This is a genomic window from Pseudomonas sp. GW456-L12 (assembly GCF_059424045.1).
The window spans coordinates 31,537-55,673 of the sequence record NZ_JBWKZA010000025.1 but is presented as its reverse complement, the minus strand read 5'-3'; the positions used below and the strand labels follow the sequence as shown (position 1 = coordinate 55,673).

The 24,137-nt window shown below is 64.8% G+C and carries 22 protein-coding genes; 14 read left to right on the top strand and 8 right to left on the bottom strand.

Annotated features, from left to right (window positions below; all coding sequences use genetic code 11):
- Positions 1 to 853: 853 nt before the first annotated feature.
- The 6 genes from AC07Y9_RS24710 to pilG form a co-directional block, all read right to left on the bottom strand.
- Entirely contained in the window at positions 854 to 1,312 is a 459-nt protein-coding gene (locus AC07Y9_RS24710; protein ID WP_102680485.1) for a chemotaxis protein CheW, read from the bottom strand.
- Positions 1,305 to 7,259: a hybrid sensor histidine kinase/response regulator gene (locus tag AC07Y9_RS24705; protein WP_102680484.1), complete on the bottom strand. Its 5,955-nt coding sequence runs from the start codon at positions 7,257 to 7,259 to the stop codon at positions 1,305 to 1,307. Before AC07Y9_RS24705 ends, AC07Y9_RS24710 begins: the two co-directional genes overlap by 8 nt.
- Positions 7,260 to 7,289: 30 nt before the next feature.
- Positions 7,290 to 9,353, bottom strand: coding sequence for a methyl-accepting chemotaxis protein (locus AC07Y9_RS24700; RefSeq protein ID WP_037035562.1), 2,064 nt, complete (start codon positions 9,351 to 9,353; stop codon positions 7,290 to 7,292).
- A 97-nt stretch (positions 9,354 to 9,450) separates the two neighbouring features.
- Positions 9,451 to 9,990, bottom strand: coding sequence for a chemotaxis protein CheW (locus AC07Y9_RS24695; protein ID WP_062824341.1), 540 nt, complete (start codon positions 9,988 to 9,990; stop codon positions 9,451 to 9,453).
- A gap of 11 nt (positions 9,991 to 10,001) precedes the next feature.
- A complete protein-coding gene (pilH, locus tag AC07Y9_RS24690; protein WP_007929961.1) occupies positions 10,002 to 10,367 on the bottom strand; it encodes a twitching motility response regulator PilH in 366 nt (121 codons plus the stop codon).
- A 43-nt stretch (positions 10,368 to 10,410) separates the two neighbouring features.
- A complete protein-coding gene (gene pilG, locus AC07Y9_RS24685) occupies positions 10,411 to 10,818 on the bottom strand; it encodes a twitching motility response regulator PilG (RefSeq protein ID WP_007929962.1) in 408 nt (135 codons plus the stop codon).
- Positions 10,819 to 11,054: 236 nt separating this feature from the next.
- On the opposite strand from pilG, the gene gshB reads away from it, so the two are divergent.
- The 7 genes from gshB (at position 11,055) to AC07Y9_RS24650 (ending at position 17,157) form a co-directional block, all read left to right on the top strand.
- On the top strand, positions 11,055 to 12,011 hold the full coding sequence (gene gshB / locus AC07Y9_RS24680) for a glutathione synthase (RefSeq protein WP_053262978.1): 957 nt from the start codon (positions 11,055 to 11,057) through the stop codon (positions 12,009 to 12,011).
- A gap of 120 nt (positions 12,012 to 12,131) precedes the next feature.
- Positions 12,132 to 13,031, top strand: coding sequence for an energy transducer TonB (locus AC07Y9_RS24675; protein WP_007929970.1), 900 nt, complete (start codon positions 12,132 to 12,134; stop codon positions 13,029 to 13,031).
- A gap of 192 nt (positions 13,032 to 13,223) precedes the next feature.
- Entirely contained in the window at positions 13,224 to 13,793 is a 570-nt protein-coding gene (locus tag AC07Y9_RS24670; protein WP_053262979.1) for a YqgE/AlgH family protein, read from the top strand.
- The gene (gene ruvX / locus AC07Y9_RS24665; protein WP_009046019.1) at positions 13,793 to 14,230 is read left to right on the top strand and encodes a Holliday junction resolvase RuvX; all 438 of its coding nucleotides are present in this window, start codon (positions 13,793 to 13,795) and stop codon (positions 14,228 to 14,230) included. Before AC07Y9_RS24670 ends, ruvX begins: the two co-directional genes overlap by 1 nt.
- A 121-nt stretch (positions 14,231 to 14,351) precedes the next feature.
- Positions 14,352 to 14,858, top strand: a complete 507-nt coding sequence (pyrR, locus tag AC07Y9_RS24660) for a bifunctional pyr operon transcriptional regulator/uracil phosphoribosyltransferase PyrR (RefSeq protein ID WP_007929976.1) — start codon at positions 14,352 to 14,354, stop codon at positions 14,856 to 14,858.
- Between the two features lie 26 nt (positions 14,859 to 14,884).
- Positions 14,885 to 15,889, top strand: coding sequence for an aspartate carbamoyltransferase catalytic subunit (locus AC07Y9_RS24655; RefSeq protein WP_007929978.1), 1,005 nt, complete (start codon positions 14,885 to 14,887; stop codon positions 15,887 to 15,889).
- Entirely contained in the window at positions 15,886 to 17,157 is a 1,272-nt protein-coding gene (locus AC07Y9_RS24650; protein ID WP_007929979.1) for a dihydroorotase, read from the top strand. The genes AC07Y9_RS24655 and AC07Y9_RS24650 overlap by 4 nt, the downstream gene beginning before the upstream one ends.
- Before the next feature lie 105 nt (positions 17,158 to 17,262).
- Here AC07Y9_RS24650 and AC07Y9_RS24645 read toward each other — a convergent pair whose 3' ends face one another.
- Positions 17,263 to 17,682 (bottom strand): NINE protein, encoded by a 420-nt coding sequence (locus AC07Y9_RS24645; protein ID WP_007929980.1) that lies wholly within the window; start codon positions 17,680 to 17,682, stop codon positions 17,263 to 17,265.
- Positions 17,683 to 17,932: 250 nt separating this feature from the next.
- Between AC07Y9_RS24645 and AC07Y9_RS24640 the strand changes: the two genes are divergently transcribed.
- Positions 17,933 to 18,565, top strand: a complete 633-nt coding sequence (locus AC07Y9_RS24640; RefSeq protein ID WP_007929981.1) for a C40 family peptidase — start codon at positions 17,933 to 17,935, stop codon at positions 18,563 to 18,565.
- 76 nt (positions 18,566 to 18,641) lie between these two features.
- Here the strand turns inward: AC07Y9_RS24640 and AC07Y9_RS24635 are convergent, their stop codons facing one another.
- Positions 18,642 to 19,676, bottom strand: a complete 1,035-nt coding sequence (locus AC07Y9_RS24635; RefSeq protein WP_102680482.1) for a type IV pilus twitching motility protein PilT — start codon at positions 19,674 to 19,676, stop codon at positions 18,642 to 18,644.
- A gap of 57 nt (positions 19,677 to 19,733) precedes the next feature.
- On the opposite strand from AC07Y9_RS24635, the gene AC07Y9_RS24630 reads away from it, so the two are divergent.
- The 6 genes from AC07Y9_RS24630 (at position 19,734) to metW (ending at position 24,136) form a co-directional block, all read left to right on the top strand.
- Positions 19,734 to 20,432: a YggS family pyridoxal phosphate-dependent enzyme gene (locus AC07Y9_RS24630; RefSeq protein ID WP_102680481.1), complete on the top strand. Its 699-nt coding sequence runs from the start codon at positions 19,734 to 19,736 to the stop codon at positions 20,430 to 20,432.
- Positions 20,433 to 20,466: 34 nt separating this feature from the next.
- On the top strand, positions 20,467 to 21,285 hold the full coding sequence (gene proC / locus AC07Y9_RS24625) for a pyrroline-5-carboxylate reductase (protein WP_007929984.1): 819 nt from the start codon (positions 20,467 to 20,469) through the stop codon (positions 21,283 to 21,285).
- 10 nt (positions 21,286 to 21,295) lie between these two features.
- Entirely contained in the window at positions 21,296 to 21,886 is a 591-nt protein-coding gene (locus AC07Y9_RS24620; protein ID WP_102680480.1) for a YggT family protein, read from the top strand.
- Positions 21,887 to 21,890: 4 nt separating this feature from the next.
- Complete coding sequence (locus AC07Y9_RS24615; RefSeq protein WP_102680479.1) at positions 21,891 to 22,187, top strand: DUF167 domain-containing protein; 297 nt, start codon at positions 21,891 to 21,893, stop codon at positions 22,185 to 22,187.
- Between the two features lie 181 nt (positions 22,188 to 22,368).
- Positions 22,369 to 23,508: a homoserine O-succinyltransferase MetX gene (gene metX / locus AC07Y9_RS24610; RefSeq protein ID WP_087092458.1), complete on the top strand. Its 1,140-nt coding sequence runs from the start codon at positions 22,369 to 22,371 to the stop codon at positions 23,506 to 23,508.
- Between the two features lie 7 nt (positions 23,509 to 23,515).
- The gene (metW, locus tag AC07Y9_RS24605; RefSeq protein WP_007921185.1) at positions 23,516 to 24,136 is read left to right on the top strand and encodes a methionine biosynthesis protein MetW; all 621 of its coding nucleotides are present in this window, start codon (positions 23,516 to 23,518) and stop codon (positions 24,134 to 24,136) included.
- Position 24,137 lies beyond the last annotated feature (1 nt).

Below are 24,137 nucleotides of genomic sequence, written 5' to 3'. Positions count from 1 at the left end.
CTACCTTAGGAGCGCAGGAGGCAAGGCATCAATCAAGCAGAGTGGTGGATCGTTACGGTGAGGGTAATGATCAAGGGCGCAGGCCTTCACACCTACGCCCCATAGACAACCTTGCGCTTAACCTTCGAGCCGCCACTGCAAGGCATCCAGCGCATCGCAGCCATCCTGCAGCAGCAGATGGGCCGCATTGACGATAGGAGGGCGCTTGTGCGTCCGTGAACAGTTTCGACCGGCTAAGATCGGCCACCGATGCGTCGGTGGCAAACCCGTAATGTGTTGCCATTGCCTTGCAAAACCAGATCTGCCCCACTCTCCCCTGATGCCTCCCCAAACCTGTAGCCGCTGCCGCAGGCTGCGATAGGACCGCAGGTCCTCCAGCGGGCTCAAGACCCTGCGCCCGCTGCGCGGCCGATCGCAGCCTCGCGGGCTCGGCAGCGGCTACAGGGTTTAGCGCCGACCGGTAGGTCGCGCATGGCGCAGCTTTGGCTTTTGATCTTGATCTACCCGCCCCATCGGGAGGCCGAGTGGAGGCGTTCATCAGGGGACAGGCGCGCAGCGCCCCTCGACGCAGTCGAGGACATCGTATGGAGGTCGAAGCGAAGCCGACCGGAGTCGATGCCCCCTGATGGACGCCGGAGCGAGGGAACCTGAGCGCAGCGAAGGCCGTACGCCAGGGGCGAGACCTTTTGGTTACTTTTGGGGCGTTTGCCAAAAGTGACCCGCCGTAAGGGCGGAACCCTAAGTGGCCGTTACCGCAGGAATGGATATGCACCCCGTCCAAAAAATGCAGCGCCAGGACGGGTGTCATCGCGGGCAATCGAGCGTCGACCGGCCGCTCCTACAGCGGCAGCGGTTACAGATGCAGCCCCGCTTCCACCAGCATCGCCTCCAACCCCAACAAATCCGGGATCTTCACCACCTGCTCCCCCACCTGTACCGCGGCCTTCTCCAGCCGGCACAGCGGCACGTCGACGTAGCTCAGCTGGCTGTCGAGCCGGCAAGAACGCGGGATGCCCTGGATCACCAAGGCAATGAACTTCAGGCGCTCGCGACCGCCCAGGGTATTGAGCACGACGATGCGGGCGCGCTCGCCGATAGCCAGAGGCTGGCCGCAAGCGGCCTCGAAGCTGATCAGCGGCAGCTGGCGGTCGCGCCAGGCAACAGAACGCAGGTACCAGGGCGGCGCGTCGCTGGCCGGCTCGCCGCGTTGATAGTCGATCAATTCGGCCACCGCGACGTTGGGCAGGATCAGAGTGCGGTCGGCCAGGGGCAGCAGCAGTCCGGTGAGGAAGCTGGCGCGGTAGTCATGCATGGGGTCTGCTCCACTGGGCGATGCTCTCCAGCAGCACCGACTCCTGGTAAGGCTTGCCGAGGTAGTCGTTGACGCCGATGGCCATGGCCCGGTCGCGGTGCTTCTGGCCGGTGCGCGAAGTGATCATGATGATCGGCAGCTGGTGCAGGCGCGGGTCGGCGCGCACCTGCATCGCCACCTCGAAGCCGTCCATACGCGGCATTTCGATGTCCAGCAGCATCAGGTCCGGGGTGTGCTCCTGCAACAGCGCCATGGCGTCGACCCCGTCCTTGGCGGTCAGCACGTTCATGCCGTGGCGTTCCAGCAGGCGGCTGGTGACCTTGCGCACCGTCACCGAATCGTCGACCACCAGCACCAGCCTCGGCCGCAGCGGTTCGACCTCGGCAATCACTTCGTCGCCGGCCGCCATGCGCGGCGCCGGCAAGCGCGTTTGCAGGGCGCGGATATGCGCCAGCAGATCGAGGATCAGCACCACCCGGCCATCGCCGAGGATGGTCGCGCCGGACAGGCCCTGCACCGTCGCGAACTGCGGCCCCAGGCTCTTGACCACGATCTCCCGGGTGCCGGCCATGGCATCCACCTGCACGGCGATCCGGTGTTCGTTGTAATGCACCAGCAGCACCGGCAGCGGCAGGCTCTGCCCCAACAGTTTCGGCCGGGCCACGGTGTGCAGCAGCTCGCCGAGGTAACACAGCTCATAGCGCTGGCCGGCGTATACGTAATGGGGCGGGTCGAGCTGGTAATGGCTTTCCAGTTCGTTGGGCAGCACCCGCACGATGCCTTCGATGGTGTTCAGCGGGATCGCGTACTGCTCCTCCAGGCACTGCACCATCAGCGCGCGGTTGACCGACAGGGTGAACGGCAGCCGGATGCGGAAATGCACGCCCTGCCCCGGGATCGAGTCGATGGTCATCGAGCCGCCGAGCTGGCGCACCTCTTCATGGACCACGTCCATGCCCACCCCGCGCCCGGAAATCTGGGTGATTTTCTCCGCCGTGGAAAACCCCGGCTGCATGATGAATTGCAGCACGTCACGGTCGCTGATCTCGGCATTGGGGGCGAGCAGGCCACGCTTGATCGCCTTGCGCCGCACCGCCTCCAGCGGCACCCCGGCGCCGTCGTCGCGCATGTCGAAGACGATATCGCCGCCTTCGTGGGACAGGTCCAGGGTGATCCGCCCCTGCTCCGGCTTGCCCGAGGCACGGCGCACCTCGGCGGACTCCAGGCCATGATCGACGGCGTTGCGCAGCATGTGCTCCAAGGGCGCAACCATGCGCTCCAGCACGTTGCGGTCCATCTCGCCCTCGGCGTTGCCGACGCTGAACGAGACATCCTTGCCCAACTCCTCCGCCACCTGGCGGACGATGCGCTTGAGGCGCGGTACCAGGCGCTCGAACGGCACCATGCGCGTGCGCATCAGGCCTTCCTGCAATTCGGTATTGACCCGCCCTTGCTGCTGCAACAGGTTTTCCGCGTCCTGGTTGCGCCGGTCCAGGGTTTCCTTGAGGTCGAGCAGGTCGGACGCCGACTCGAACAGGGCCCGCGACAGTTGCTGCAACTGCGAATGGCGGTCCATCTCCAGCGGGTCGAATTCCTCGTAGCCCAGGCGCTCGGCCTCGACCTGCTGGCGGCTGAGAATCCGCCCCTGGGTTTCGGTGTCCAGACGGCGCAACTGGTCGCGGATACGCTCGATGGTGGTTTCCATTTCGCTCAGGGCCACCCGCGCATCGTTGACCTGTTGCTCGATGCGCCCGCGGAAGATTGAGGTTTCCCCGGCCAGGTTGACCAGGTCGTCCAGCAACTCGGCCGAGACCTTGACCATATCCCCGGCCACCGCGGCTTCCGCCTGCGCCACCGGCGGTTCGGGTTTGCTCGGCGGGCTAAGGTCGGGCAGCAACAGAGGCGGCGCTTCGGCCTGGGCCGGATGGGTGAAGCCGCGAATCGCCTCGATCAGGCTGTCGGCCGGCTTGATCGGTTGTTCGGCGCGGGCGGCGTCGAGCATCTGCGCCAGGCGGTCCTGGCTTTTCTGCAACAGGCCGAACAGCGCCGGGCTCGGTTGCAGCAGGCCCGCGGACAGGCCCTCATAGAGAAACTCCAGTTCATGGGCCAGATCGCCGATCGGCACGATCTCCACCATGCGCGCGCCGCCCTTGAGGGTGTGCAGGTCGCGCAGCAGGGTTTCCACTTCCTGGCGGCTGGCCGGCTCGGCCTGCCAGCGCGTCAGCGCCGCCCCCGAACTGTCGAGGATGTCGAAGCCTTCTTCGAGGAAGATCTCCAGCAGCTCCGGATCGTGGGCCGCCGAATCGTCGGCCACCGCGGCCTCGGGCACCTCGCTGGTGACCCCGCTGCGCTGGCGAAAACCGCGAATCGCTTCGATCAGCGCCTTGGGATCGCTCAGCGCTTGCTGCGCCTGCAACTGCTGCAACAGCAGCGCCAGTTGCGCATGGCTGCGTTGCAGCAGGTCGGCCAGGGCCTCGCCATGCTGGTAACGACGATCCACCAGGCCTTCGTAGAGGTTTTCCAGTTCCTGGGCCAGGTCGCCCACCTGCCCGACTTCGGCCATGCGCGCGCCGCCCTTGAGGGTGTGCAGGTCGCGCTGCAGGGAAGACAGCGGCGCGCCGTTGTCCGGGTCGGCCAGCCAGCGCTGCAAGGCCTGGTCGGCGCTTTCGAGAATATCCATCGCCTCTTCGAGGAAGATCGCCACGATTTCATCGTCCGGCCCCTCCACCTCGATCTGCGCCTCCTGCTCCATCTCGGCGGTGGCACTGGCCAGGTCGGTGATGCTCAGGGTGCGGCTGCCGTCGCTGCGGATCAGGCCCATGGCCGACGGGTCGAGGCTCTCCTCGAGCAGTTCGCGCAAGGCCCGGACCATGGCCGGTTGCGGGCTGACTTCCTGGCCGGCGGCCAGTTCGTCGAGCATGTTGATCAGGGCTTCGTGGGCGTTTTCCGCCTCATGGAAAAACCGTTCGCCCACCGCCAGGCTGCTTTCTTCCACGGCGCCGTACAGGTCCAGCAGCGCTTCGCACAGCTCATCCATCGGCTGCAGGTCCGCCAGGTGCGCGCCTTCGCCAAGGGTGGTCAACTCGTCCAGCAGGGCGCTGAGCTCCTGGCGCTCGCCGGGGTGCTGTTGCCAGCGGCGCAGCAGGTTTTCGGCATCCAGCAGGATGTCCATGCCCTGGGCCAGGAAGCTGCTGATCAACTGCGCATCGCGCTTGACCCGCAGCCCGGTATTGGGCGCGTTGAGCAGGGCTTCCAGGCGCTCGGCGGTCAGTGCCTTGACCCGTTCGTTCAGGTCGGCGGCGCCTTCGATGGGCGCCAGCGGATCGCTGCCCAGCTGTTGCAGGCTGCGGCGAAACAGGCCTTCAGCCTCCAGCAGCAGCTCGACCTCGTCCAGGTCCAGGGCCATCAGATGCGCGCGATATTCCCGGGCCAGCAGGTCCAGCGGCGCCGCCAGCTCGGCGATCGGCAGCACGCCGGCCATGTAGGCGCTGCCCTTGAGGGTGTGCAAGGCGCGCTGCAATTCGTCGCTGGCCTGCAGCGGCAGATGCTCGGCAGCCTGATCGAGAAAGCGCTTGATGCTCTCCAGATGGGTTTCGGCCTCGTTGCGGAAGATCTCCAGCAACTGCGGATCGAGTTCGTCTGCCAAGCCGTCTGGCGACGCCGTGTCGCCCTTGGCCAGGGCATGCGCCCGGGCAGCCAGGCGGTCGACATCGTCGCGCTGGCGCTGGGCCTGGGCGGCGAACTCGGCGACCAGCTCCGGCAGTAACTGCACTACCTCTTCAAGCAGTTGCCGCACCTGCGGCCCCGGCTCCACACTGTGTTCCAGGACCCGGTTGAGCAGGTTCTCCACGGCCCAGGCCAGCTCGCCCAGCACCAGCGCGCGCACCATCCGCCCGCTGCCCTTGAGGGTGTGGAAGGCCCGGCGCAGTTCGCCAAGCGCCGCCTTGCCGTGGGGCTCGGCGACCCAGCGCGGCAGGTACTCGCGCAGCACGTCGAGCACTTCGTCGGTCTCTTCGAGGAAGACTTCGCGCAGTTCGTCGTCCACCGGCGCTTCATCGCCCGGCGGCGGCAACAGGCTGCCCGGCGTGTCCAGCGCTGGCGGGTTGAGCGCCGAGACCGGGCTGGCCAGTACATCGGCCAGGGACTGCGCCACTTCCGGGCTGTCCAGTTCCTGCAGGTCCTGCATCACCAGGGCTTCGTTGGGGCTGAGCACATCGCTGAGCAGCGGCACCTGTTCGTTCGGCAGCAACTCGTCCGGCGCCCGCTTTTGTGGCGCATAGCCCAGCGCGGCCAGGCCCTGCTCGGCCACGTCGAGAATCTTTTCCCCCGGCGCCTGGGGATCGTCGCTCAGGCGCTCCAGGTAATACTCGATGCTGGTGATCACGTCGGCCAGATTGTCCAGCTGCTGCCAGCCGGGCTGGCGCGGGTCCAGCAGCAGGTGTTCGCGCACGAAGCCGATGCAGGCTTGCAGCAGGCCCGCCGCACGGCCCAGGGGAATCATCGCCAGGGCGCCGCGCACCTGGGTCAGCAGCTCCGGCAGGGCCTGCAAGTGTTCGCGGTCCCAACCGGCGTCAATGTAGTCGACGATCAGGTCCTTGGCCTGTTGCAGGCAGATCCGCGCCTCCTTGATCACCAGTTGGTGGATCTGGGTCAGGTCGGTGGTCGGCAGGCGGCTTTCTTCGCGGCTCTCGGGTTCGGCCGGGCCGACCATGCCGGCCAGGGTCGCCTCGACATACAGCAGGGCCCCGGCCACATCCATCAGCACCGCGTCATTCGGTTCGCGCTGGCCCTGGGCCAGGCTCAGCACCACCGCCAGCTGGTCGATGATGACCTTGCGCGGCTGGCCGAAACCCAGCACCGCCAGGGTGTCGGCGATCTGCCGCAGGGGCGCCAGCAGGCTGTCCAGGTCCGACGCGTGCTGGCGGTCGCTGCGCACGAACAGGTCCAGGCGTTCCTTGACCCGCACCAGCTCTTCGCACAGGGCCGCCAGCACCGAGCGCATGGCGTCGCGGTCGGGACCGGCCATGCGCGCCCGCTCCTGGTCGACCAGCGCATTGTCGGGCAAAGCGTCATCGAGTCCGTAGGTGTCTTTCATGGTCTGCATCTGCGCGGTGGGGTAGCGGGCCTTGGCGATGTAAAACAGCAGGCTTTTCAGCAGTTCGTCGGGGGCCGCCTGGTTGACCCCGGCGATGCCTTGTTCATAGAGACGCTTGAGTTCGCGGTCGGCATCCTTGAGCAGGCTGCGCACCGCCGGGCTGTTGGCGATCGCCCCGCTGCCCATGCCTTCCACCAGGGCCAGGGCGATCTGCCACAAGGGCCCCAGCGGGGCGTTCTGGCACAACACCTGGAGGCGCTCGAAGACCTTGGCCATGTAGCCCAGGCTGTTTTTCACATCCTGTTCACGCAGCAGGTCGACCAACGCGGTTTGCAGCATGTGCCGCAACTTGCGCAGCAGGATGGTCAGGTCGGGGGGCGCCAGGCGGTCCAGTGTCGCCTGGTCCAGCGCCGGCAGGTCCGGCAGCTGCGGGCTGAACAGGCTGGTTTCGCTCAGCAGGCCTTCGCCCCGGGCGCTGCGCAGGTCGTTGAGCAGCGGCAACACCACCAACGGCAGGTCGCGGCGCGCGCTTTGCACCCGGTCGAGGTACTGCGGCAACTGGCTGATGGCTTGGCGCAGCAGATAGATCGCCTCGTCCCGCTGGGCCACGCGGTGCTCGCGCAGGGCCAGGGTCAGGGCTTCCATTTCCTCGGCGAGCAGCGCCGCGCCATAGAACTCGACCATCTGCAGGCTGCCGTGGACCTGATGGATGCAGTCCAGGCACTGTTCGAGCGCTTCCACCGCCTGCGGCTCGTCGACCAGATGATCGAGCGCCTGGTGGGCCTGCTTCAGCGTTTCGGCAATTTCGCCCTTGACCCATTCCAGGGCCACATAGTCGTGCCGATCACCCATTACCATTCCCATCAAAGTCGTGCTCCGGCCTCAGCGGTTGTCCCGCGGCGTCTGCTCGCGACCGGCCGGCAAGGTGAAACCGGACACCGAGCGCCGCAGCTGGCTGGCCATTTTCGCCAGGTTACCGATGCTCTCGGCCGTCGCGGTCGAGCCGGACGAAGTCTGTGAAGTAATCTGCTGGATCACGTTCATGGTCAAGGATATCTGTCCGGCCGAGGACGTCTGCTGCTGGGCGGCGTTGGAGATGCTCTGGATCAGCGCCGCCAGGGTCTTGGAGACGCCTTCGATTTCTTCCAGGGCCACCCCGGCATCCTGCGCCAGCCGGGCGCCGCGCACCACTTCCGAGGTGGTCTGCTCCATGGAGATCACCGCCTCGTTGGTGTCGGTCTGGATCGCCCGCACCAGGGTCTCGATCTGCCGGGTCGCCGCCGAAGAACGTTCCGCCAGGCGCTGCACCTCATCGGCCACCACCGCGAAGCCGCGCCCGGCATCCCCGGCCATGGAGGCCTGGATCGCCGCGTTGAGGGCGAGGATATTGGTCTGGTCGGCAATGTCATCGATCAGGCTGACAATGTCGCCAATTTCCTGGGACGACTCGCCCAGGCGCTTGATGCGCTTGGCAGTGTCCTGGATCTGCTCGCGGATGTTGTCCATGCCGTGGATGGTGTTGTGCACCACCTCGTTGCCCTTGTTGGCGATCTCCACCGAACGCTCGGCCACCGCCGAGGACTCGGCGGCGTTGGCCGACACCTGATCGATCGACTGGGCCATTTCGTTGATCGCGGTGGAGGCTTCGGAAATCTGCTGGGCCTGATGCTCCGAGGCTTCGGCCAGTTGCATCGCGGTGGCCTGGGTTTCCTGCACCGCGCCGGCGACCTGGCCGGCGGTGAGGTTGATGGTCGCCACCAGGTCGCGCAGCTGGTCCACGGAATAGTTGATCGAGTCGGCGATGGTGCCGGTGAAGTCCTCGGTCACCGAGGCGGTCACGGTGAGGTCGCCGTCGGCCAGGTCTTCGATCTCGTCCAGCAAACGCATGATCGCGTTCTGGTTGCGCTCGTTCTTCTCCGCAGTCTCGTGCAGCTGGCGATTGGTTTCACGGACCATCACCAGGCCAATGAGGATGATCGAGGCCAGCGCCGCCAGGCCCAGGACATAACCGCCGATGGTGTCCAGCGAACGGCCGCCGGCCAGGTTCTCGAAGCCGATGGCCAGGTGCGAGGCCTCGTCGAGCAGGGTCTGCGACAGGCTGAAGATATTGCTCGCCGACTCGCGGACCTGGAACAGCTCGGGGGAGGTTTCGAGGATTTCGTCCACCGAGCCTGAGACGAACTGGAACAGCTCGCTGATCTCGGTCAGGCGCGCTCGCGCATCGCGGTCCTCGACCTGGCTGATCTTCAGGGTCGGGTTGCCCTGGAGCATGCCGCTGAGCACCTGGCCGAAGCGTGCCGCGTCACGGCCGAAGACATCCGCGGCCTGCACTGCGTTTTCGTCGCCGGCCAGCACAGTATTCACCGCACCGAGAATGCGCTCGGCGAGCAACGACTGGCGTTGCGCCATGGCCACCTGAGCGGCCGGAGCGCCGCGTTGCAGGAGGATCTCCACGACCTTTTCATACTCGACCTGCAACTGCGGCACGGTTTCCGCCAGGGTCGCGGCCACCTGATGCAGGGACAATACGGTCTGTTCGCTGGCCAGGATCGCGTCGGCGTTGTGCAACAGCTTGTCCCAGTCCTGCTGCACCGCGCGCATTTCCTGACGCACCGCCACTGGCGCGGCGGGCAGCCCGGTGGCCGGGTCGCCTTTTTTCAGGTAGCCCCAGCGCTGGGCGAAATCGTTGCGCGCATCGCCCAGCAGCTTGAAGGCCGCAGCCTTGCCCGCCGCGGCCTCCGTGGCGTTCTTGGCAATACGCTGGGACAGCACCCGCAGCTCGCCGGCGTGGCCGATGTACTGCTTGTCGTACGTGGCCTGGGTGTTGAGGTAAGCGAAGTTGGCGAACAGCAGCATGATGAACACGATCAGGGCGATGAACAGCACGATGATCTGCGAGCGGCTGCGCGATCCTTCCATTGGCTTGCCTGGGTTGGCTTTTAGCATCTGCACACCTGAATTCCGGTTGTTCTGTTGCCCGCGCCATGGACGGCGCGGTCCTGCAGGTTCATCGCGCAATATTCATCGCGAGCAAGCCTCGCGCCTACAGCGCCACATCCAGGAACCCCGGCGACTGCGCCAGGGCGAAGGGACTGAATACCCACCAGACCGGCTCACACGGGAAATACCCCCGCAGGTACGGCGTGATGGCGCCCTGCTCGCTAGCGTTGGCCGCGGTTTCCAGGCTGCTCTGCTCGAAGTGCTGCATGCCGGCCACCTCGTCCACCATCAAGCCGGCGAACACCTCTTTGTGCTCGACCACCAGCACCCGCCGCTGCTTGCGCAGGGCCGACAGCTCGTGGCCGAAGAACCCGCACAGGTCCATGATCGGCAGCAGCCGTCCGCGCAGGTTGGCCACGCCTTTCACCCAGGGCTTGACCCCGGGCAGCAGGGTGTAACGGGGCTCGTGCAGGACTTCGCTGACTTCGCCCATCGGCGCCACATACCAATGCTCGCCGATGCGAAAACCGATACCGCTCCAGCCGTGCTGGCGGGTTTCCTGGGAAGGCAGGTCGGCTGCCAGCAGGCGGCAGCGCTGGTCGATCTCGAGCAGCAGTTCGAAGGCGGTTTGCGACTCGGCCATGGCGCGGGCGGTCAGCCGGCCAGGACGCTGTTCAGGGTCTTGATCAGGGTGTCTTCGTCGACCGGCTTGGTCAGGTAATCCTTGGCGCCCTGGCGAGTGCCCCAGACCTTGTCGGTTTCCTGATCCTTGGTGGTGATGATGATCACCGGGATATGGCTGGTTTCCGCATCCTTGGTCAACTGACGGGTCGCCTGAAAACCATTGAGACCGGGCATGACGATGTCCATCAGGACCGCGTCGGGCTTTTCCTGGCGCGCCAGGGCCACGCCGTCGGCGCCGTTTTCGGCCTTCAGGACTTCATGGCCGTGCTTTTCCAGCATGCCGGTCAGTTTGTACATTTCAGTCGGCGAGTCATCGACGATCAGAATACGAGCCATGGTCTTCCCCATACGAATAGGCGTGCGGCCCGCTGGCCGAACCTCAATGTGCTTGTTCTACTGCGGCGAACCCCGGCACATGGGCCTTGATCGCGCTCAGCAGCTCTTCCTTGCTGAAAGGCTTGGTCAAAAACTGGTCAGAGCCGACGATGCGACCCTTGGCCTTGTCGAACAGGCCGTCCTTGGAGGACAGCATAATCACCGGCGTGGACTTGAACGCGCTGTTGTTCTTGATCAACGCACAGGTCTGATAGCCATCGAGCCGCGGCATCATGATGTCGACGAAAATGATGCCCGGGTGGTTGTCGGCGATCTTGGCCAGGGCCTCGAAACCGTCGACCGCGGTGATGACTTCACAGCCCACATTCTTCAGCAGCGTTTCGGCCGTGCGGCGAATCGTCTTCGAATCATCGATCACCATCACCTTGAGGGCGCTGGATTGCTGTTCCATATCTGCTCTACCATCGCCACAGCGAATCGATTTTCTGCCCGTACTGGTGGCCAATGCCTCAAGCCCTTGATGTTCAAGGCCTGAGCACGGCATGCGAGCCTTTTTAGCATACTCTCCCCATGCAATCTATCGGCCGACCGGCGCGGTGGTTTTTCCTTGACCGGGAACCGCCCGGACGCCACTCTGACGCCAATTTTGCAAGCCATTGCGCCCACTAATTTTCGAGGAAACCGCCCATGAGCGTTCGCGTCGGGATTGTCATGGACCCTATCGCCAGCATCTCCTATAAGAAGGACAGCTCGCTGGCCATGCTGCTGGCCGCCCAGGAGCGCGGCTGGACCCTGTTCTATATGGAACAGCGCGACCTGTACCAGGCGACCGGTGGCGTGGCCCGGGCGCGGATGCGTCCGCTGAAGGTGTTCGCCGACCCGCACAAGTGGTTCGAGCTGGAAGCCGAGACCGACAGCGCCCTGAGCGAGCTGGACGTGATCCTGATGCGCAAGGACCCACCGTTCGACATGGAGTTCGTCTACTCCACCTACCTGCTGGAGCAGGCCGAGCGCGACGGCGTGCTGGTGGTCAACAAGCCGCAGAGCCTGCGTGACTGCAATGAAAAGCTGTTCGCCACCCTGTTCCCGCAGTGCACGCCGCCGACCATCGTCAGCCGTCGTCCGGACGTGTTGCGCGAATTCGCCGACCATCACGGCGACGTGATCCTCAAGCCGCTGGACGGCATGGGCGGCTCGTCGATCTTCCGCCACACCGCCGGTCACCCGAACCTCTCGGTGATCCTCGAAACCCTGACCCAGCACGGCAAGCAGCAGATCATGATCCAGGAGTACCTGCCGGCCATCGTCGATGGCGACAAACGCATCCTGATGATCGACGGCGAACCTGTGGATTACTGCCTGGCACGGATTCCCGCCCAGGGTGAAACCCGTGGCAACCTCGCTGCCGGTGGCCGTGGCGAAGCCCGGCCGCTGACCGAGAAAGATCGCTGGATCGCCGCACAGGTCGGCCCGACCCTGCGCGAGAAAGGCCTGCTGTTCGTGGGGCTCGACGTGATCGGCGAGCACCTGACCGAAATCAACGTCACCAGCCCGACCTGCATCCGCGAGATCGACAACGCCTTTGGCACCAACATCGGCGCAATGCTGATGGATGCCATCGATCAGAAGCTCAAGGCTCGTTGATCCAGAACTGCCAAGCACAAACCAACATTGCGTTATCATGCGCCGCCTGTGAAACGCGCGATGTTGGTCTTGTGATGCTTTTTGTGATGTTGAACCGCTGATGACTTTTGTGAACCGCTGATGGCTCTCCCTTCCGATCTGCCCCCCGAGCTGGCTCACAGCGGCGTGCGCCCGGCCGATCGCCTGGGGTTTACCCTGTTCCTGGCCGCCCTGCTGCATATCGCGCTGATTCTCGGCCTGGGCTTCTCCTTCGCCGAACCCAAGCAGATCAGCAAGACCCTGGAAATCACCCTGGCCACCTTCAAGAGCGAGACCAAGCCGAAGAAGGCCGATTTTCTCGCCCAGGAAAACCAGCAAGGCAGCGGCACCCTGGACAAGAAAGCGATCCCGAAGACCACCGAAGTGGCGCCATTCCAGGAAAACAAAGTCAACAAGGTCACCCCGCCGCCTCCGGCCAAGACCGAAGTCAAGGAGGCCGCGCCCAAGGCCGCGGTCGCGACCACCGCGCCGAAGCCGAAAAAGACCGTCACCAAGCGTGAAGAGGTCAAGACCGAGGCCAAACCCAAGGTTCCCGTGCCGACGTTCGACAGCGAGCAGCTGTCCAGCGACATCGCCAGCCTGGAGGCCGAACTGGCCCAGGAGCAGCAGCTGTACGCCAAGCGCCCGCGCATCCACCGCCTGAGCGCGGCCTCGACCATGCGCGACAAGGGCGCCTGGTACAAGGACGAGTGGCGCAAGAAGGTCGAGCGCATCGGCAACCTCAACTACCCGGAAGAAGCCCGGCGCAAGCAGATCTACGGCAACCTGCGGCTGATGGTCTCGATCAACCGCGACGGTTCTCTGTACGAGGTGCTGGTGCTGGAGTCCTCCGGCCAGCCGCTGCTGGACCAGGCGGCGCAACGCATCGTGCGCCTGGCGGCGCCGTTCGCGCCCTTTACCGGTGACCTGTCGGATATCGACCGCCTGGAGATCATCCGCACCTGGAAGTTCGCCCGCGGCGACCGGCTGTCCAGCAACTGATTCCAGGGCGAAACCGTCCGCCTGGCCTTATCGCGAGCAAGCTCGCTCCTACAGGTCCTGCGCCATCCCTGTAGGAGCGAGCTTGCTCGCGATGGCGCCGACGCCGGCACCGCCGCAAAAGGCCGAGCAAAATGCCCGGAGCCACACATCCCCAGCTTGTCAGTTCGCCCCTCCACCGCCACACTAGCGCTCATGAAAAACGTCAGCCCCAGCTACCTCAAGCATCACTTCCTGATCGCCATGCCGCACATGGCCGACCCGAACTTTGCGCACACCTTGACCTACATCGTCGAGCACAATGCCAATGGCGCCATGGGGTTGGTGGTCAACCGTCCGCAGGACCTGAACCTCGCCGATATCCTCGAGCAATTGCGCCCCGAGATCGATCCGCCAGCGCTCTGCCAGCATGTGCCGATCTTCATCGGCGGCCCGGTGCAGACCGATCGCGGTTTTGTCCTGCACCCCAGCGGCCCGACCTTCCAGGCCACGGTCGAGCTTGATGGCCTGTCGCTGTCGACGTCCCAGGACGTGCTGTTCGCCATCGCCGATGGCGTCGGTCCGGCCAAAAGCCTGATCGCCCTCGGTTATGCCGGCTGGGAAGCCGGGCAGCTGGAAGCCGAGCTGGCGGACAACGCCTGGCTGACCTGCCCGTTCGACGCCGACATCCTGTTCAACACCAGCAGCGAACTGCGCCTGGAAGCGGCGGCCAGGCACCTGGGCATCAACCTCGCCCTGCTGACCAGCCAGGCGGGCCACGCCTGATGGCCCTGCGACTGATCCTCGGGTTCGACTACGGCACCAAGCAGATCGGCGTGGCGGTCGGCCAGGCCATCACCGGCCAGGCCCGCGAGCTGTGCACCCTGAAGGCGCAGAACGGCGTGCCGGACTGGAACCAGGTCGAAGCCCTGATCAAGGAATGGAAGCCGGATGCAGTGGTGGTCGGCCTGCCATTGAACATGGACGGCACCCCGAGCGAGATGTGCGTGCGCGCCGAGAAATTCGCCCGGCGCCTCAATGGCCGCTACAACCTGCCCTTCTATACCCATGACGAACGCCTGACCACCTTCGAGGCCAAGGGCGAACGCCTGGCCCGCGGCGGCCAGAAAGGCAGTTACCGCGACAACCCGGTCGACGCCATCGCCGCCGCCCTGCTGCTGCAAGGCTGGCTCGACGAAAACGCAGCGCTGTTGAACAACTGAAACGCCGAATCCTGAAGATGCGTGGTCAACCCCCGGCCACGCGCCTCCTGGCCACAACACCAGCCGTAAGACCCTGCGCCTTGCTGCATGCAACCAGGCGCGGGCCCACGAAGGAGCAATCATGAGCCTGCCCAATCCCGCCGAACTGATCAGCCAGATGGCCGTGCGTCTCACCGCCCACCTGGAACAACGCGCCATCAGCGAGCCCCGCTATATCGGCATCCGTACCGGCGGCGTCTGGGTCGCCCAGGCCCTGCTCGCCGAACTGGGCAGCGACGCGCCGCTGGGCACCCTGGATGTGTCCTTCTACCGCGACGACTTCAGCCAGAACGGCCTGCATCCGCAAGTGCGCCCTTCCGAGCTGCCGTTCGAGATCGAGGGCCAGCACCTGATCCTGATCGACGACGTGCTGATGAGCGGCCGCACCATCCGCGCCGCCCTCAACGAGCTGTTCGACTACGGCCGCCCGGCCAGCGTGACCCTGGTCTGCCTGCTGGACCTGGACGCCGCCGAGCTGCCGATTCGTCCGAACGTGGTCGGCGCCACCCTGTCGCTGGCCGCCCACGAGCGGGTAAAATTGTCCGGTCCTGCGCCGCTTCAACTCGAGCTTCAAGACCTCGCCCTTTAATTCGCCCCTCTAAAGAGTCCATTGCGATGACGCCTCTAGACGCCAAGCGCCCGCTGCAGCTCAACGATCAGGGCCAGCTGCGCCACTTCCTCTCGCTCGACGGTCTGCGTCGCGAGCTGCTGACGGAAATCCTCGACACCGCCGACTCCTTCCTCGAAGTCGGCGCCCGGGCGGTGAAGAAAGTCCCTTTGCTGCGCGGCAAGACCGTGTGCAACGTGTTCTTCGAAAACTCCACCCGTACCCGCACCACCTTCGAACTGGCGGCCCAGCGCCTGTCGGCGGACGTGATCACGCTCAACGTGTCCACCTCCTCGGCCAGCAAGGGTGAAACCCTGCTCGACACCCTGCGCAACCTCGAAGCCATGGCCGCCGACATGTTCGTCGTGCGCCACGGCGACTCCGGCGCCGCGCACTTCATCGCCGAGCATGTGTGCCCGCAGGTGGCGATCATCAACGGCGGCGACGGCCGCCACGCCCACCCGACCCAGGGCATGCTCGACATGCTCACCATCCGTCGGCACAAGGGCGGTTTCGAAAACCTCTCGGTGGCCATCGTCGGCGACATCCTGCACTCGCGGGTGGCGCGCTCGAACATGCTGGCCCTGAAAACCCTGGGTTGCCCGGACATCCGCGTGATCGCGCCCAAGACCCTGCTGCCGATCGGCATCGAGCAATACGGGGTAAAGGTCTACACCGACATGGCCGAAGGCCTGAAAGATGTCGACGTGGTGATCATGCTGCGCCTGCAGCGCGAGCGCATGCAGGGCGGCCTGCTGCCGAGCGAGGGCGAGTTCTACCGTCTGTTCGGCCTGACCACCGCGCGCCTGGCCGGCGCCAAGCCGGACGCCATCGTCATGCACCCGGGCCCGATCAACCGCGGCGTGGAGATCGAATCGGCGGTGGCCGACGGTCCGCACTCGGTGATCCTCAACCAGGTGACCTACGGCATCGCGGTACGCATGGCCGTACTGTCCATGGCCATGAGCGGGCAGACCGCCCAGCGACAATTCGAGCAGGAGAACGCCCAGTGAAGCTCAGCATTCTCGGCGCCCGTGTCATCGATCCAAGCAGCGGCCTGGATCAAGTCAGCGATATCCATCTGGAAGCCGGCAAGATCGTCGCCATCGGCGCCGCGCCCGCCGGTTTCAGCGCGGTTGAAAGCCTCGACGCCAAGGGCCTGGTGGCCGCGCCCGGGCTGGTGGACCTGAACGTCTCCCTGCGCGAGCCGGGCTATAGCCGCAAAGGCACCATCGCCAGCGAAACCCGCGCCGCCGCGGCCGGTGGCGTCACCAGCCTGTGCTGCCCGCCACGCACCAAGCCGGTGCTGGACACCTCGGCGGTGGCCGAGCTGATCCTCGATCGCGCCCGCGAGGCCGGCAACACCAAGGTGTTCCCGATCGGCGCCCTGAGCAAAGGCCTGGACGGCGAACAGCTGGCCGAGCTGATCGCCCTGCGCGACGCTGGCTGCGTGGCCTTCGGCAACGGCCTGGATGGCTTTCGCAGCACCCGCACCCTGTGCCGGGCGCTGGAGTACGCGGCGACCTTCGACCTGACGGTGATTTTCCACTCCCAGGACCGCGACCTGGCCGAAGGCGGCCTGGCCCACGAAGGCGCCACCGCCAGCTTCCTCGGCCTGCCGGGCATTCCGGAAACCGCGGAAACCGTGGCCCTGGCCCGTGACCTGCTGCTGGTGGAGCAAAGCGGCGTGCGCGCCCACTTCAGCCAGCTGACCAGCGCACGGGGCGTGGCCCTGATCGCCCAGGCCCAGGCCCGTGGCCTGCCGGTGACCGCCGACGTGGCCCTGTACCAGCTGATCCTCACCGACGACGCGCTGATCGACTTCTCCAGCCTCTATCACGTCCAGCCGCCGCTGCGCTCGCGCGCCGACCGCGAAGGCCTGCGCGAGGCCGTGAAGTCCGGGGTGGTCCAGGCCATCTCCAGCCATCACCAGCCCCACGAACGCGACGCCAAGCTGGCGCCTTTCGGCGCCACCGAGCCGGGCATCAGCAGCGTCGAGCTGCTGCTGCCGCTGGCCATGACCCTGGTGGAAGACGGTCTGCTCGACCTGCCGACCCTGCTGGCACGCCTGAGCAGCGGCCCGGCCGACGCCCTGCGCCTGCCAGCCGGCAAGCTGGCGGTGGGCGCTCCGGCGGACCTGGTGCTGTTCGACCCGAGCACGTCCACCGTGGCTGGCGAACACTGGTTGTCGAAAGGCGAGAACTGCCCGTTCCTCGGCCATAGCCTGCCGGGCGTGGTGCGTTACACCCTGGTGGATGGGCGGATCAGCCACAAGGGCTGACGGCCATGATCGCGAGCAAGCTCGCTCCTACAGGTACGGCGCAGACCCCATTGGCGCCGCACTTCTTCTGTAGGAGCGAGCTTGCTCGCGATGGCGCTCCTGTATTCAACGCCGCTGCGCGTTACGCAACGACACTTGGTCATTCAGCGTCCAGAAGTCATACAAGACCCCCAGAAAGAACACCCCGCCAGTCAGCAGGTACAGCAGGCCGCTGATCCATTTGCCCTGATACATACGGTGCACGCCGAAGATCCCGAGAAAGGTCAGGAGGATCCAGGCGACGCTGTATTCGATGGGTCCCGGGGTAAAACGCAGGTCGGCCTCGCGGTCCATGGCCGGGATCAGGAACAGGTCGATCAGCCAGCCGATGCCCAGCAAGCCCAGGGTGAAAAACCAGATGGTTCCGGTAACCGGCTTGCCGTAATAGAAGCGGTGAGAGCCGGTAAAACCGAAAATCCACAACAGGTAACCGATCACCTTGCTGTGGGTGTCATGGGTCGAACCGTCCGGGCGATAGGTGTTCATTGAGTACCTCGTTCCACGCAATAGATAAATTTTCTTTAATTCTTTGTGACTTTTTTACAGGCAGCCGACGTGTGGCAAATGTTAAGGTCGCTGCCATGAAACCCTTGTACTGCCTGACTTCTGTCGGACAATTGCGTCAATTTGCCGCCTCTTCAGCGAATTTGACCTCCAGGTTGAATCGACCAACGGCCTGAGAAGTGACAAAAAAGCTGTTATAAAGTTGCGCGCTAACCCATATGAGCCTTGCCTAATGCGTCCATTTTTCAAGACATGGCTAACCATTTGCCTATTGATGCCACTGGCTGCCCACGCCACCAATCGTGAGCAACGTCTTCCCAACGTGAACGGCTTCACTCCAAAAGCCCACGTCACCCAAATCAGCAAGAACAGCTCCAAGAACAAGCTGTCGGTCAAACGCCCGACTCACCTGAGCAGCGTCAGCAGCAAGCCGGTACCGCAGATGGCGGCCAAGCAGAGCAGCACCGTGCTCAGCCGTGCCGTCAACGTACTGGGTACTCCTTACCGTTGGGGCGGCAGCAGCCCAAGTAAAGGCTTCGACTGCAGCGGCCTGGTGAAATACGCCTTCAACGACGTCGCCGCCGTCGATCTGCCCCGCACCTCGAACGCCATGGCCAGCGGTCACGGGCAGAAAGTCGAGCGCAAGGACCTCAAGCCTGGCGACCTGCTGTTCTTCAACCTCAAGAGCCGCCGGGTCAACCACGTCGCCATCTACCTGGGCAACGATCGCTTCATCCACGCGCCGCGCCGCGGCAAGTCGGTGACCATCGATACCCTGAAGAAGCCGTACTGGGACAAGAACTACGTAGTGGCCAAGCGGGTCCTGCCAAAAGAGCAGAACACCCTGCGCATCGTTCAGCGCTGATCGCCCTCCCTGATCGCGAGTCATCGAGCCACCACGCTCGATGGCTCGCGATTGCATTGGCCGCCCCGATACCTCTTCAAATACTGTCCGGCGCCCGCGCCTTTTCCCGGGCGTGCTCCCGGCTGACCAGCCCCGCATCCACCAGCGCCTTCAGGCTCATGTCCAGGGTCTGCATCCCCAGTGCCCCGCCGGTCTGGATCGCCGAGTACATCTGCGCCACTTTGTCCTCGCGGATCAGGTTACGGATCGCCGCGCTGCCCAGCATGATCTCGTGAGCCGCTACCCGGCCTCCGCCGATACGCTTCACCAGCGCCTGGGAAACCACCGCCTGCAGCGATTCCGAGAGCATGGAGCGAACCATCGCCTTCTCCTCGGCCGGGAACACGTCCACCACCCGGTCCACGGTTTTCGCCGCCGACGTGGTGTGCAGGGTGCCGAACACCAGATGCCCGGTCTCCGCGGCGGTCAGCGCCAGGCGGATGGTTTCCAGATCGCGCATTTCCCCCACCAGAATCACATCCGGGTCTTCGCGCAGGGCCGAGCGCAGGGCCGTGGAGAAGCTGCGGGTGTCGCGATGCACCTCGCGCTGGTTGATCAGGCACTTCTTCGATTCGTGGATGAACTCGATGGGGTCCTCGATGGTGAGGATGTGCTGGTGCCGGCTCTGGTTCAGGTGATCGATCATCGCCGCCAGGGTGGTCGACTTGCCCGAACCGGTCGGCCCGGTCACCAGCACCAGGCCGCGGGGCACTTCGCTGATCCGGCGAAAGACCTCGCCCATGCCCAGTTCGTCCAGGCCCGGCACCTTGGCCGCAATGCTGCGAAAGACCGCGCCGGCGCCGCGCTGATGGTTGAAGGCATTGACCCGAAAGCGCGCCAGGCCCGGCACCGCGAAGGAAAAGTCGATCTCCAGCGCGGCCTTGAACTCGGCCCGTTGCGGATCAGTCATGCTGGCCAGGATCAGCTCATGCACCTGTTGCGCCTCCAGCACCGGCAGGTTGATCCGGCGAATATCGCCGTCGATGCGAATCATCGGCGGCAAACCGGCCGAGAGGTGCAGGTCCGAAGCGCCCTGTTTGACGCTGAAGGCCAGCAACTCAGTGATATCCATAGCGTTCCCCAATTCCAGTAGAATGCCGCGAACCCAAGACCCGCTGGCGTACATCGAATGTCCACGATAGCAGACAACATCGCCCTGGTTAGCGCACGGATCCGTGCCGCGGCGCAGGCCTCGCAACGTGACGAAAGCAGCATCCATCTGCTGGCCGTGAGCAAGACCAAGCCCGCCGCGGCGCTGCGTGAAGCCTACGCGGCCGGTCTGCGCGACTTCGGCGAGAACTACCTGCAAGAAGCCCTGGGCAAACAGGCGGAACTTGGCGACCTGCCCTTGAGTTGGCACTTCATCGGCCCCATTCAGTCGAACAAGACGCGAGCTATCGCCGAGAACTTCGCCTGGGTGCATTCCGTGGATCGCTTGAAAATCGCTCAACGCCTGTCCGAGCAACGCCCGGCCGACTTGCCGCCGTTGAACATCTGCATTCAGGTCAATGTCAGTGGCGAGGCCAGCAAGTCCGGCTGTACGCCGGCCGACCTGCCGGCCCTGGCCAGCGCCATCAGCGCCTTGCCGCGCCTGCAACTGCGCGGGCTGATGGCGATTCCCGAGCCGACTGAAGATCGTGCCGCCCAGGACGCTGCCTTCGCGGCCGTGCGCAACCTGAACGACAACCTGCGCGAAAGCCTGGACCTGCCAACCGACACACTTTCCATGGGCATGAGCCACGACCTCGAAGCGGCCATCGCCCAAGGCGCCACCTGGGTACGTATCGGTACCGCCCTGTTTGGTGCCCGCGATTATGGCCAGCCATGACTGTGGCGGCCTCACCTCTGAATAAGGACCTGTCATGAGCAAGACTCGTATCGCCTTTATCGGCGCCGGCAACATGGCTGCCAGCTTGATCGGCGGCCTGCGCGCCAAGGGCCTGGACGCCAGCCAGATCCGCGCCAGCGACCCGGGCGCCGAAACCCGCGCCAAGGTCCAGGCCGAGCACGGCATTGAACTGTTCGCCGACAACGCCGAAGCCATCGACGGCGTCGACGTGGTGGTGCTGGCGGTCAAGCCACAGGCCATGAAGGCCGTGTGCGAAGCCCTGCGCCCCAGCCTGAAACCGCACCAGTTGATCGTGTCCATCGCCGCCGGCATCACCTGCGCCAGCATGAACAAGTGGCTCGGCGAGCAGCCGATCGTGCGTTGCATGCCCAACACCCCAGCCCTGCTGCGCCAGGGCGCCAGCGGCCTGTACGCCACCGCCGCGGTGAGCGCGGCGCAACGCCAGCAGGCCGAAGAACTGCTGTCGGCCGTGGGCATCGTCCTGTGGCTGGAACAGGAGCAGCAACTGGACGCGGTGACCGCGGTGTCCGGTAGCGGCCCGGCGTATTTCTTCCTGCTGATCGAAGCCATGACCGCCGCCGGCGAAAAACTCGGTCTGCCACGGGAAACCGCCCGCCAACTGACCCTGCAAACCGCGCTGGGCGCGGCGCACATGGCGGTGTCCAGCGACGTGGACGCGGCTGAACTGCGCCGCCGCGTGACCTCGCCGGCCGGGACCACGGAAGCCGCGATCAAGTCGTTCCAGGCCAGTGGCTTCGAAGCCCTGGTGGAAAAAGCATTGGGTGCCGCCGCGCACCGCTCGGCCGAGATGGCCGAACAACTGGGCCAATAAGGAGCCAATGATGATTGGATTGAACACTGCGGCGGTGTACGTGCTGCAAACCCTGGGCAGCCTGTACCTGCTGATCGTGCTGCTGCGCTTCGTGCTGCAACTGGTACGCGCCGACTTCTACAACCCGCTGTGCCAGTTCGCCGTGCGCGCCACCCAGCCGCTGCTCAAGCCGATGCGCCGGGTCATCCCGAGCCTGTTCGGCCTGGACATGTCGTCGCTGATCCTGGCGATCGTCGTGCAACTGCTGCTGATGGCCCTGACCCTGCTGCTGACTTACGGCACCACCGGCAACCCGCTGCAACTGCTGATCTGGTCGATCATTGGCGTGACCGCGCTGTTCATGAAGATTTTCTTCTTCGCCCTGATCATCAGCGTGATCCTCTCCTGGGTCGCCCCGGGCAGCCATAACCCGGGCGCCGAACTGGTCAACCAGATCTGCGAGCCGGCCCTGGCGCCGTTCCGCCGCATCCTGCCGAGCATGGGCGGCCTGGATATCTCGCCGATCCTGGCGTTCATGGTGCTCAAGCTGATCGATATGCTGGTGATCAACAACCTGGCGGCCATGACCATGATGCCGGACATCCTGCGTCTGCTGATCTGATCCTGTGAGCTACTTTCGTTGGGACGGCGACGACCTGATCCTGGAGTGCCACCTGCAACCTGCGGCCCGTAGCGATGATTTCGCCGGGCTGCATGGCGAGCGCCTGAAGATCCGCCTCACCGCGCCACCGGTGGAGGGCAAGGCCAACGCTTATTTGATGGCGTTCCTGGCCAAGGCCTTCGGCGTGTCCAAGAGCCAGGTCAGCCTGATCAGCGGCGAGTTGAACCGGCAGAAACGGGTGCGGATCAATGCGCCGAAAAAACTCCCGGACCTGCCGGAATTGAAGTGGCCGACCAGCTGACTTCATCACCGTTCATCGCGGGCAAGCCTCGCTCCTACAGGTCCACGCGGTCGGGTAGGAGCGAGGCTTGCCCGCGATTGCCTCACTGCGCTTCAACTGCCTGAAATCAGCCCCGGCCTTTGCTTGCCGCTGGGGGCAGCGGTCTTTAGACTTACGCCTCATTTAAACGAGAGCAGGGTCGATGCCAACTGCCTTTCCCGCCGATTCCGTTGGTCTGGTGACGCCGCAAGTGGCGCATTTCAGCGAGCCCCTGGCCCTGGCCTGCGGCCGCTCCCTGCCAGCCTATGATCTGATCTACGAGACCTACGGCCAGCTGAACGCCACGGCGAGCAATGCCGTGCTGATCTGCCACGCCCTGTCCGGCCATCACCACGCCGCCGGCTACCACAGCCCCGACGACCGCAAGCCGGGCTGGTGGGACAGCTGCATCGGCCCGGGCAAGCCGATCGACACCAACAAGTTCTTCGTCGTCAGCCTGAACAACCTCGGCGGCTGCAACGGCTCCACCGGTCCGAGCAGCGTCAATCCGGACACCGGCAAGCCGTTCGGCGCCGACTTCCCGGTGCTGACCGTGGAAGACTGGGTGCACAGCCAGGCGCGCCTGGCCGACCGCATCGGCATCCACCAGTGGGCCGCCGTGATCGGTGGCAGCCTGGGCGGCATGCAGGCCCTGCAATGGACCATCACCTACCCGGAGCGGGTGCGCCATTGCCTGGCCATCGCTTCGGCGCCCAAGCTGTCGGCGCAGAACATCGCCTTCAACGAAGTGGCGCGCCAGGCCATCCTCACCGACCCCGAATTCCACGGCGGTTCGTTCCAGGAACAGGGCGTGATCCCCAAGCGCGGGCTGATGCTGGCGCGGATGGTCGGGCACATCACTTACCTGTCCGACGACTCCATGGGCGAGAAATTCGGCCGTGGCCTGAAGAGCGAAAAGCTCAACTACGACTTCCACAGCGTCGAGTTCCAGGTCGAAAGCTACCTGCGTTATCAGGGCGAGGAGTTCTCCGGGCGGTTCGACGCCAACACCTACCTGCTGATGACCAAGGCCCTGGATTACTTCGATCCGGCGGCGAACTTCGACGATAACCTGGCGAAAACCTTCGAAGGCGCCAAGGCCAAGTTCTGCGTGATGTCCTTCACCACCGACTGGCGCTTCTCCCCGGCCCGCTCGCGGGAGCTGGTGGATGCCCTGATGGCCGCGCGCAAGGACGTCAGCTACCTGGAAATCGATGCCCCACAGGGCCACGACGCCTTTCTGATTCCGATCCCGCGTTACCTGCAGGCGTTCGGCAACTACATGAACCGTATAACGCTGTGAGGACGCCATGAGAGCCGATCTGGAAATCATCCAAGAATGGATCCCCGCCGGCAGCCGCGTGCTCGACCTCGGTTGCGGCAATGGCGAACTGCTGAGCTGGCTGCGCGATCACAAGCAAGTCACCGGCTATGGCCTGGAAAACGACCCGGACAACATCGCCGAGTGCGTGGCCAAGGGCATCAACGTCATCGAGCAGGACCTGGACAAGGGCCTGGGCAACTTCGCCAGCAACAGCTTCGACATCGTGGTCATGACCCAGGCCCTGCAGGCCGTGCACTACCCGGACCGGATCCTCGACGAAATGCTGCGGGTCGGCCGCCAGTGCATCATCACCTTCCCCAACTTCGGCCACTGGCGCTGCCGCTGGTACCTGGCCAGCAAGGGGCGGATGCCGGTCTCCGAATTCCTGCCGTACACCTGGTACAACACGCCGAACATTCACTTCTGCACGTTCGAGGACTTTGAAGAGCTTTGCCGCGAACGTGAAGCCAAGGTCATCGATCGCCTTGCGGTGGATCAACAGCACCGGCACGGGTGGGCCAGTAAGCTATGGCCTAATCTGTTAGGTGAGATCGGCATCTACCGCGTCAGCAGCCCCGGCCTGCAGGATCACCAGATCGCGGTATAAA

Coding starts and splice junctions, on each gene's coding strand:
- AC07Y9_RS24710 (WP_102680485.1), bottom strand. CDS start 1,312: ATGCATGACTACCGCGCCAGCTTCCTCACCGGACTGCTGCTGCCCCTG.
- AC07Y9_RS24705 (WP_102680484.1), bottom strand. CDS start 7,259: ATGGGTGATCGGCACGACTATGTGGCCCTGGAATGGGTCAAGGGCGAA.
- AC07Y9_RS24700 (WP_037035562.1), bottom strand. CDS start 9,353: ATGCTAAAAGCCAACCCAGGCAAGCCAATGGAAGGATCGCGCAGCCGC.
- AC07Y9_RS24695 (WP_062824341.1), bottom strand. CDS start 9,990: ATGGCCGAGTCGCAAACCGCCTTCGAACTGCTGCTCGAGATCGACCAG.
- pilH (WP_007929961.1), bottom strand. CDS start 10,367: ATGGCTCGTATTCTGATCGTCGATGACTCGCCGACTGAAATGTACAAA.
- pilG (WP_007929962.1), bottom strand. CDS start 10,818: ATGGAACAGCAATCCAGCGCCCTCAAGGTGATGGTGATCGATGATTCG.
- gshB (WP_053262978.1), top strand. CDS start 11,055: ATGAGCGTTCGCGTCGGGATTGTCATGGACCCTATCGCCAGCATCTCC.
- AC07Y9_RS24675 (WP_007929970.1), top strand. CDS start 12,132: ATGGCTCTCCCTTCCGATCTGCCCCCCGAGCTGGCTCACAGCGGCGTG.
- AC07Y9_RS24670 (WP_053262979.1), top strand. CDS start 13,224: ATGAAAAACGTCAGCCCCAGCTACCTCAAGCATCACTTCCTGATCGCC.
- ruvX (WP_009046019.1), top strand. CDS start 13,793: ATGGCCCTGCGACTGATCCTCGGGTTCGACTACGGCACCAAGCAGATC.
- pyrR (WP_007929976.1), top strand. CDS start 14,352: ATGAGCCTGCCCAATCCCGCCGAACTGATCAGCCAGATGGCCGTGCGT.
- AC07Y9_RS24655 (WP_007929978.1), top strand. CDS start 14,885: ATGACGCCTCTAGACGCCAAGCGCCCGCTGCAGCTCAACGATCAGGGC.
- AC07Y9_RS24645 (WP_007929980.1), bottom strand. CDS start 17,682: ATGAACACCTATCGCCCGGACGGTTCGACCCATGACACCCACAGCAAG.
- AC07Y9_RS24640 (WP_007929981.1), top strand. CDS start 17,933: ATGCGTCCATTTTTCAAGACATGGCTAACCATTTGCCTATTGATGCCA.
- AC07Y9_RS24635 (WP_102680482.1), bottom strand. CDS start 19,676: ATGGATATCACTGAGTTGCTGGCCTTCAGCGTCAAACAGGGCGCTTCG.
- AC07Y9_RS24630 (WP_102680481.1), top strand. CDS start 19,734: ATGTCCACGATAGCAGACAACATCGCCCTGGTTAGCGCACGGATCCGT.
- proC (WP_007929984.1), top strand. CDS start 20,467: ATGAGCAAGACTCGTATCGCCTTTATCGGCGCCGGCAACATGGCTGCC.
- AC07Y9_RS24620 (WP_102680480.1), top strand. CDS start 21,296: ATGATTGGATTGAACACTGCGGCGGTGTACGTGCTGCAAACCCTGGGC.
- metX (WP_087092458.1), top strand. CDS start 22,369: ATGCCAACTGCCTTTCCCGCCGATTCCGTTGGTCTGGTGACGCCGCAA.
- metW (WP_007921185.1), top strand. CDS start 23,516: ATGAGAGCCGATCTGGAAATCATCCAAGAATGGATCCCCGCCGGCAGC.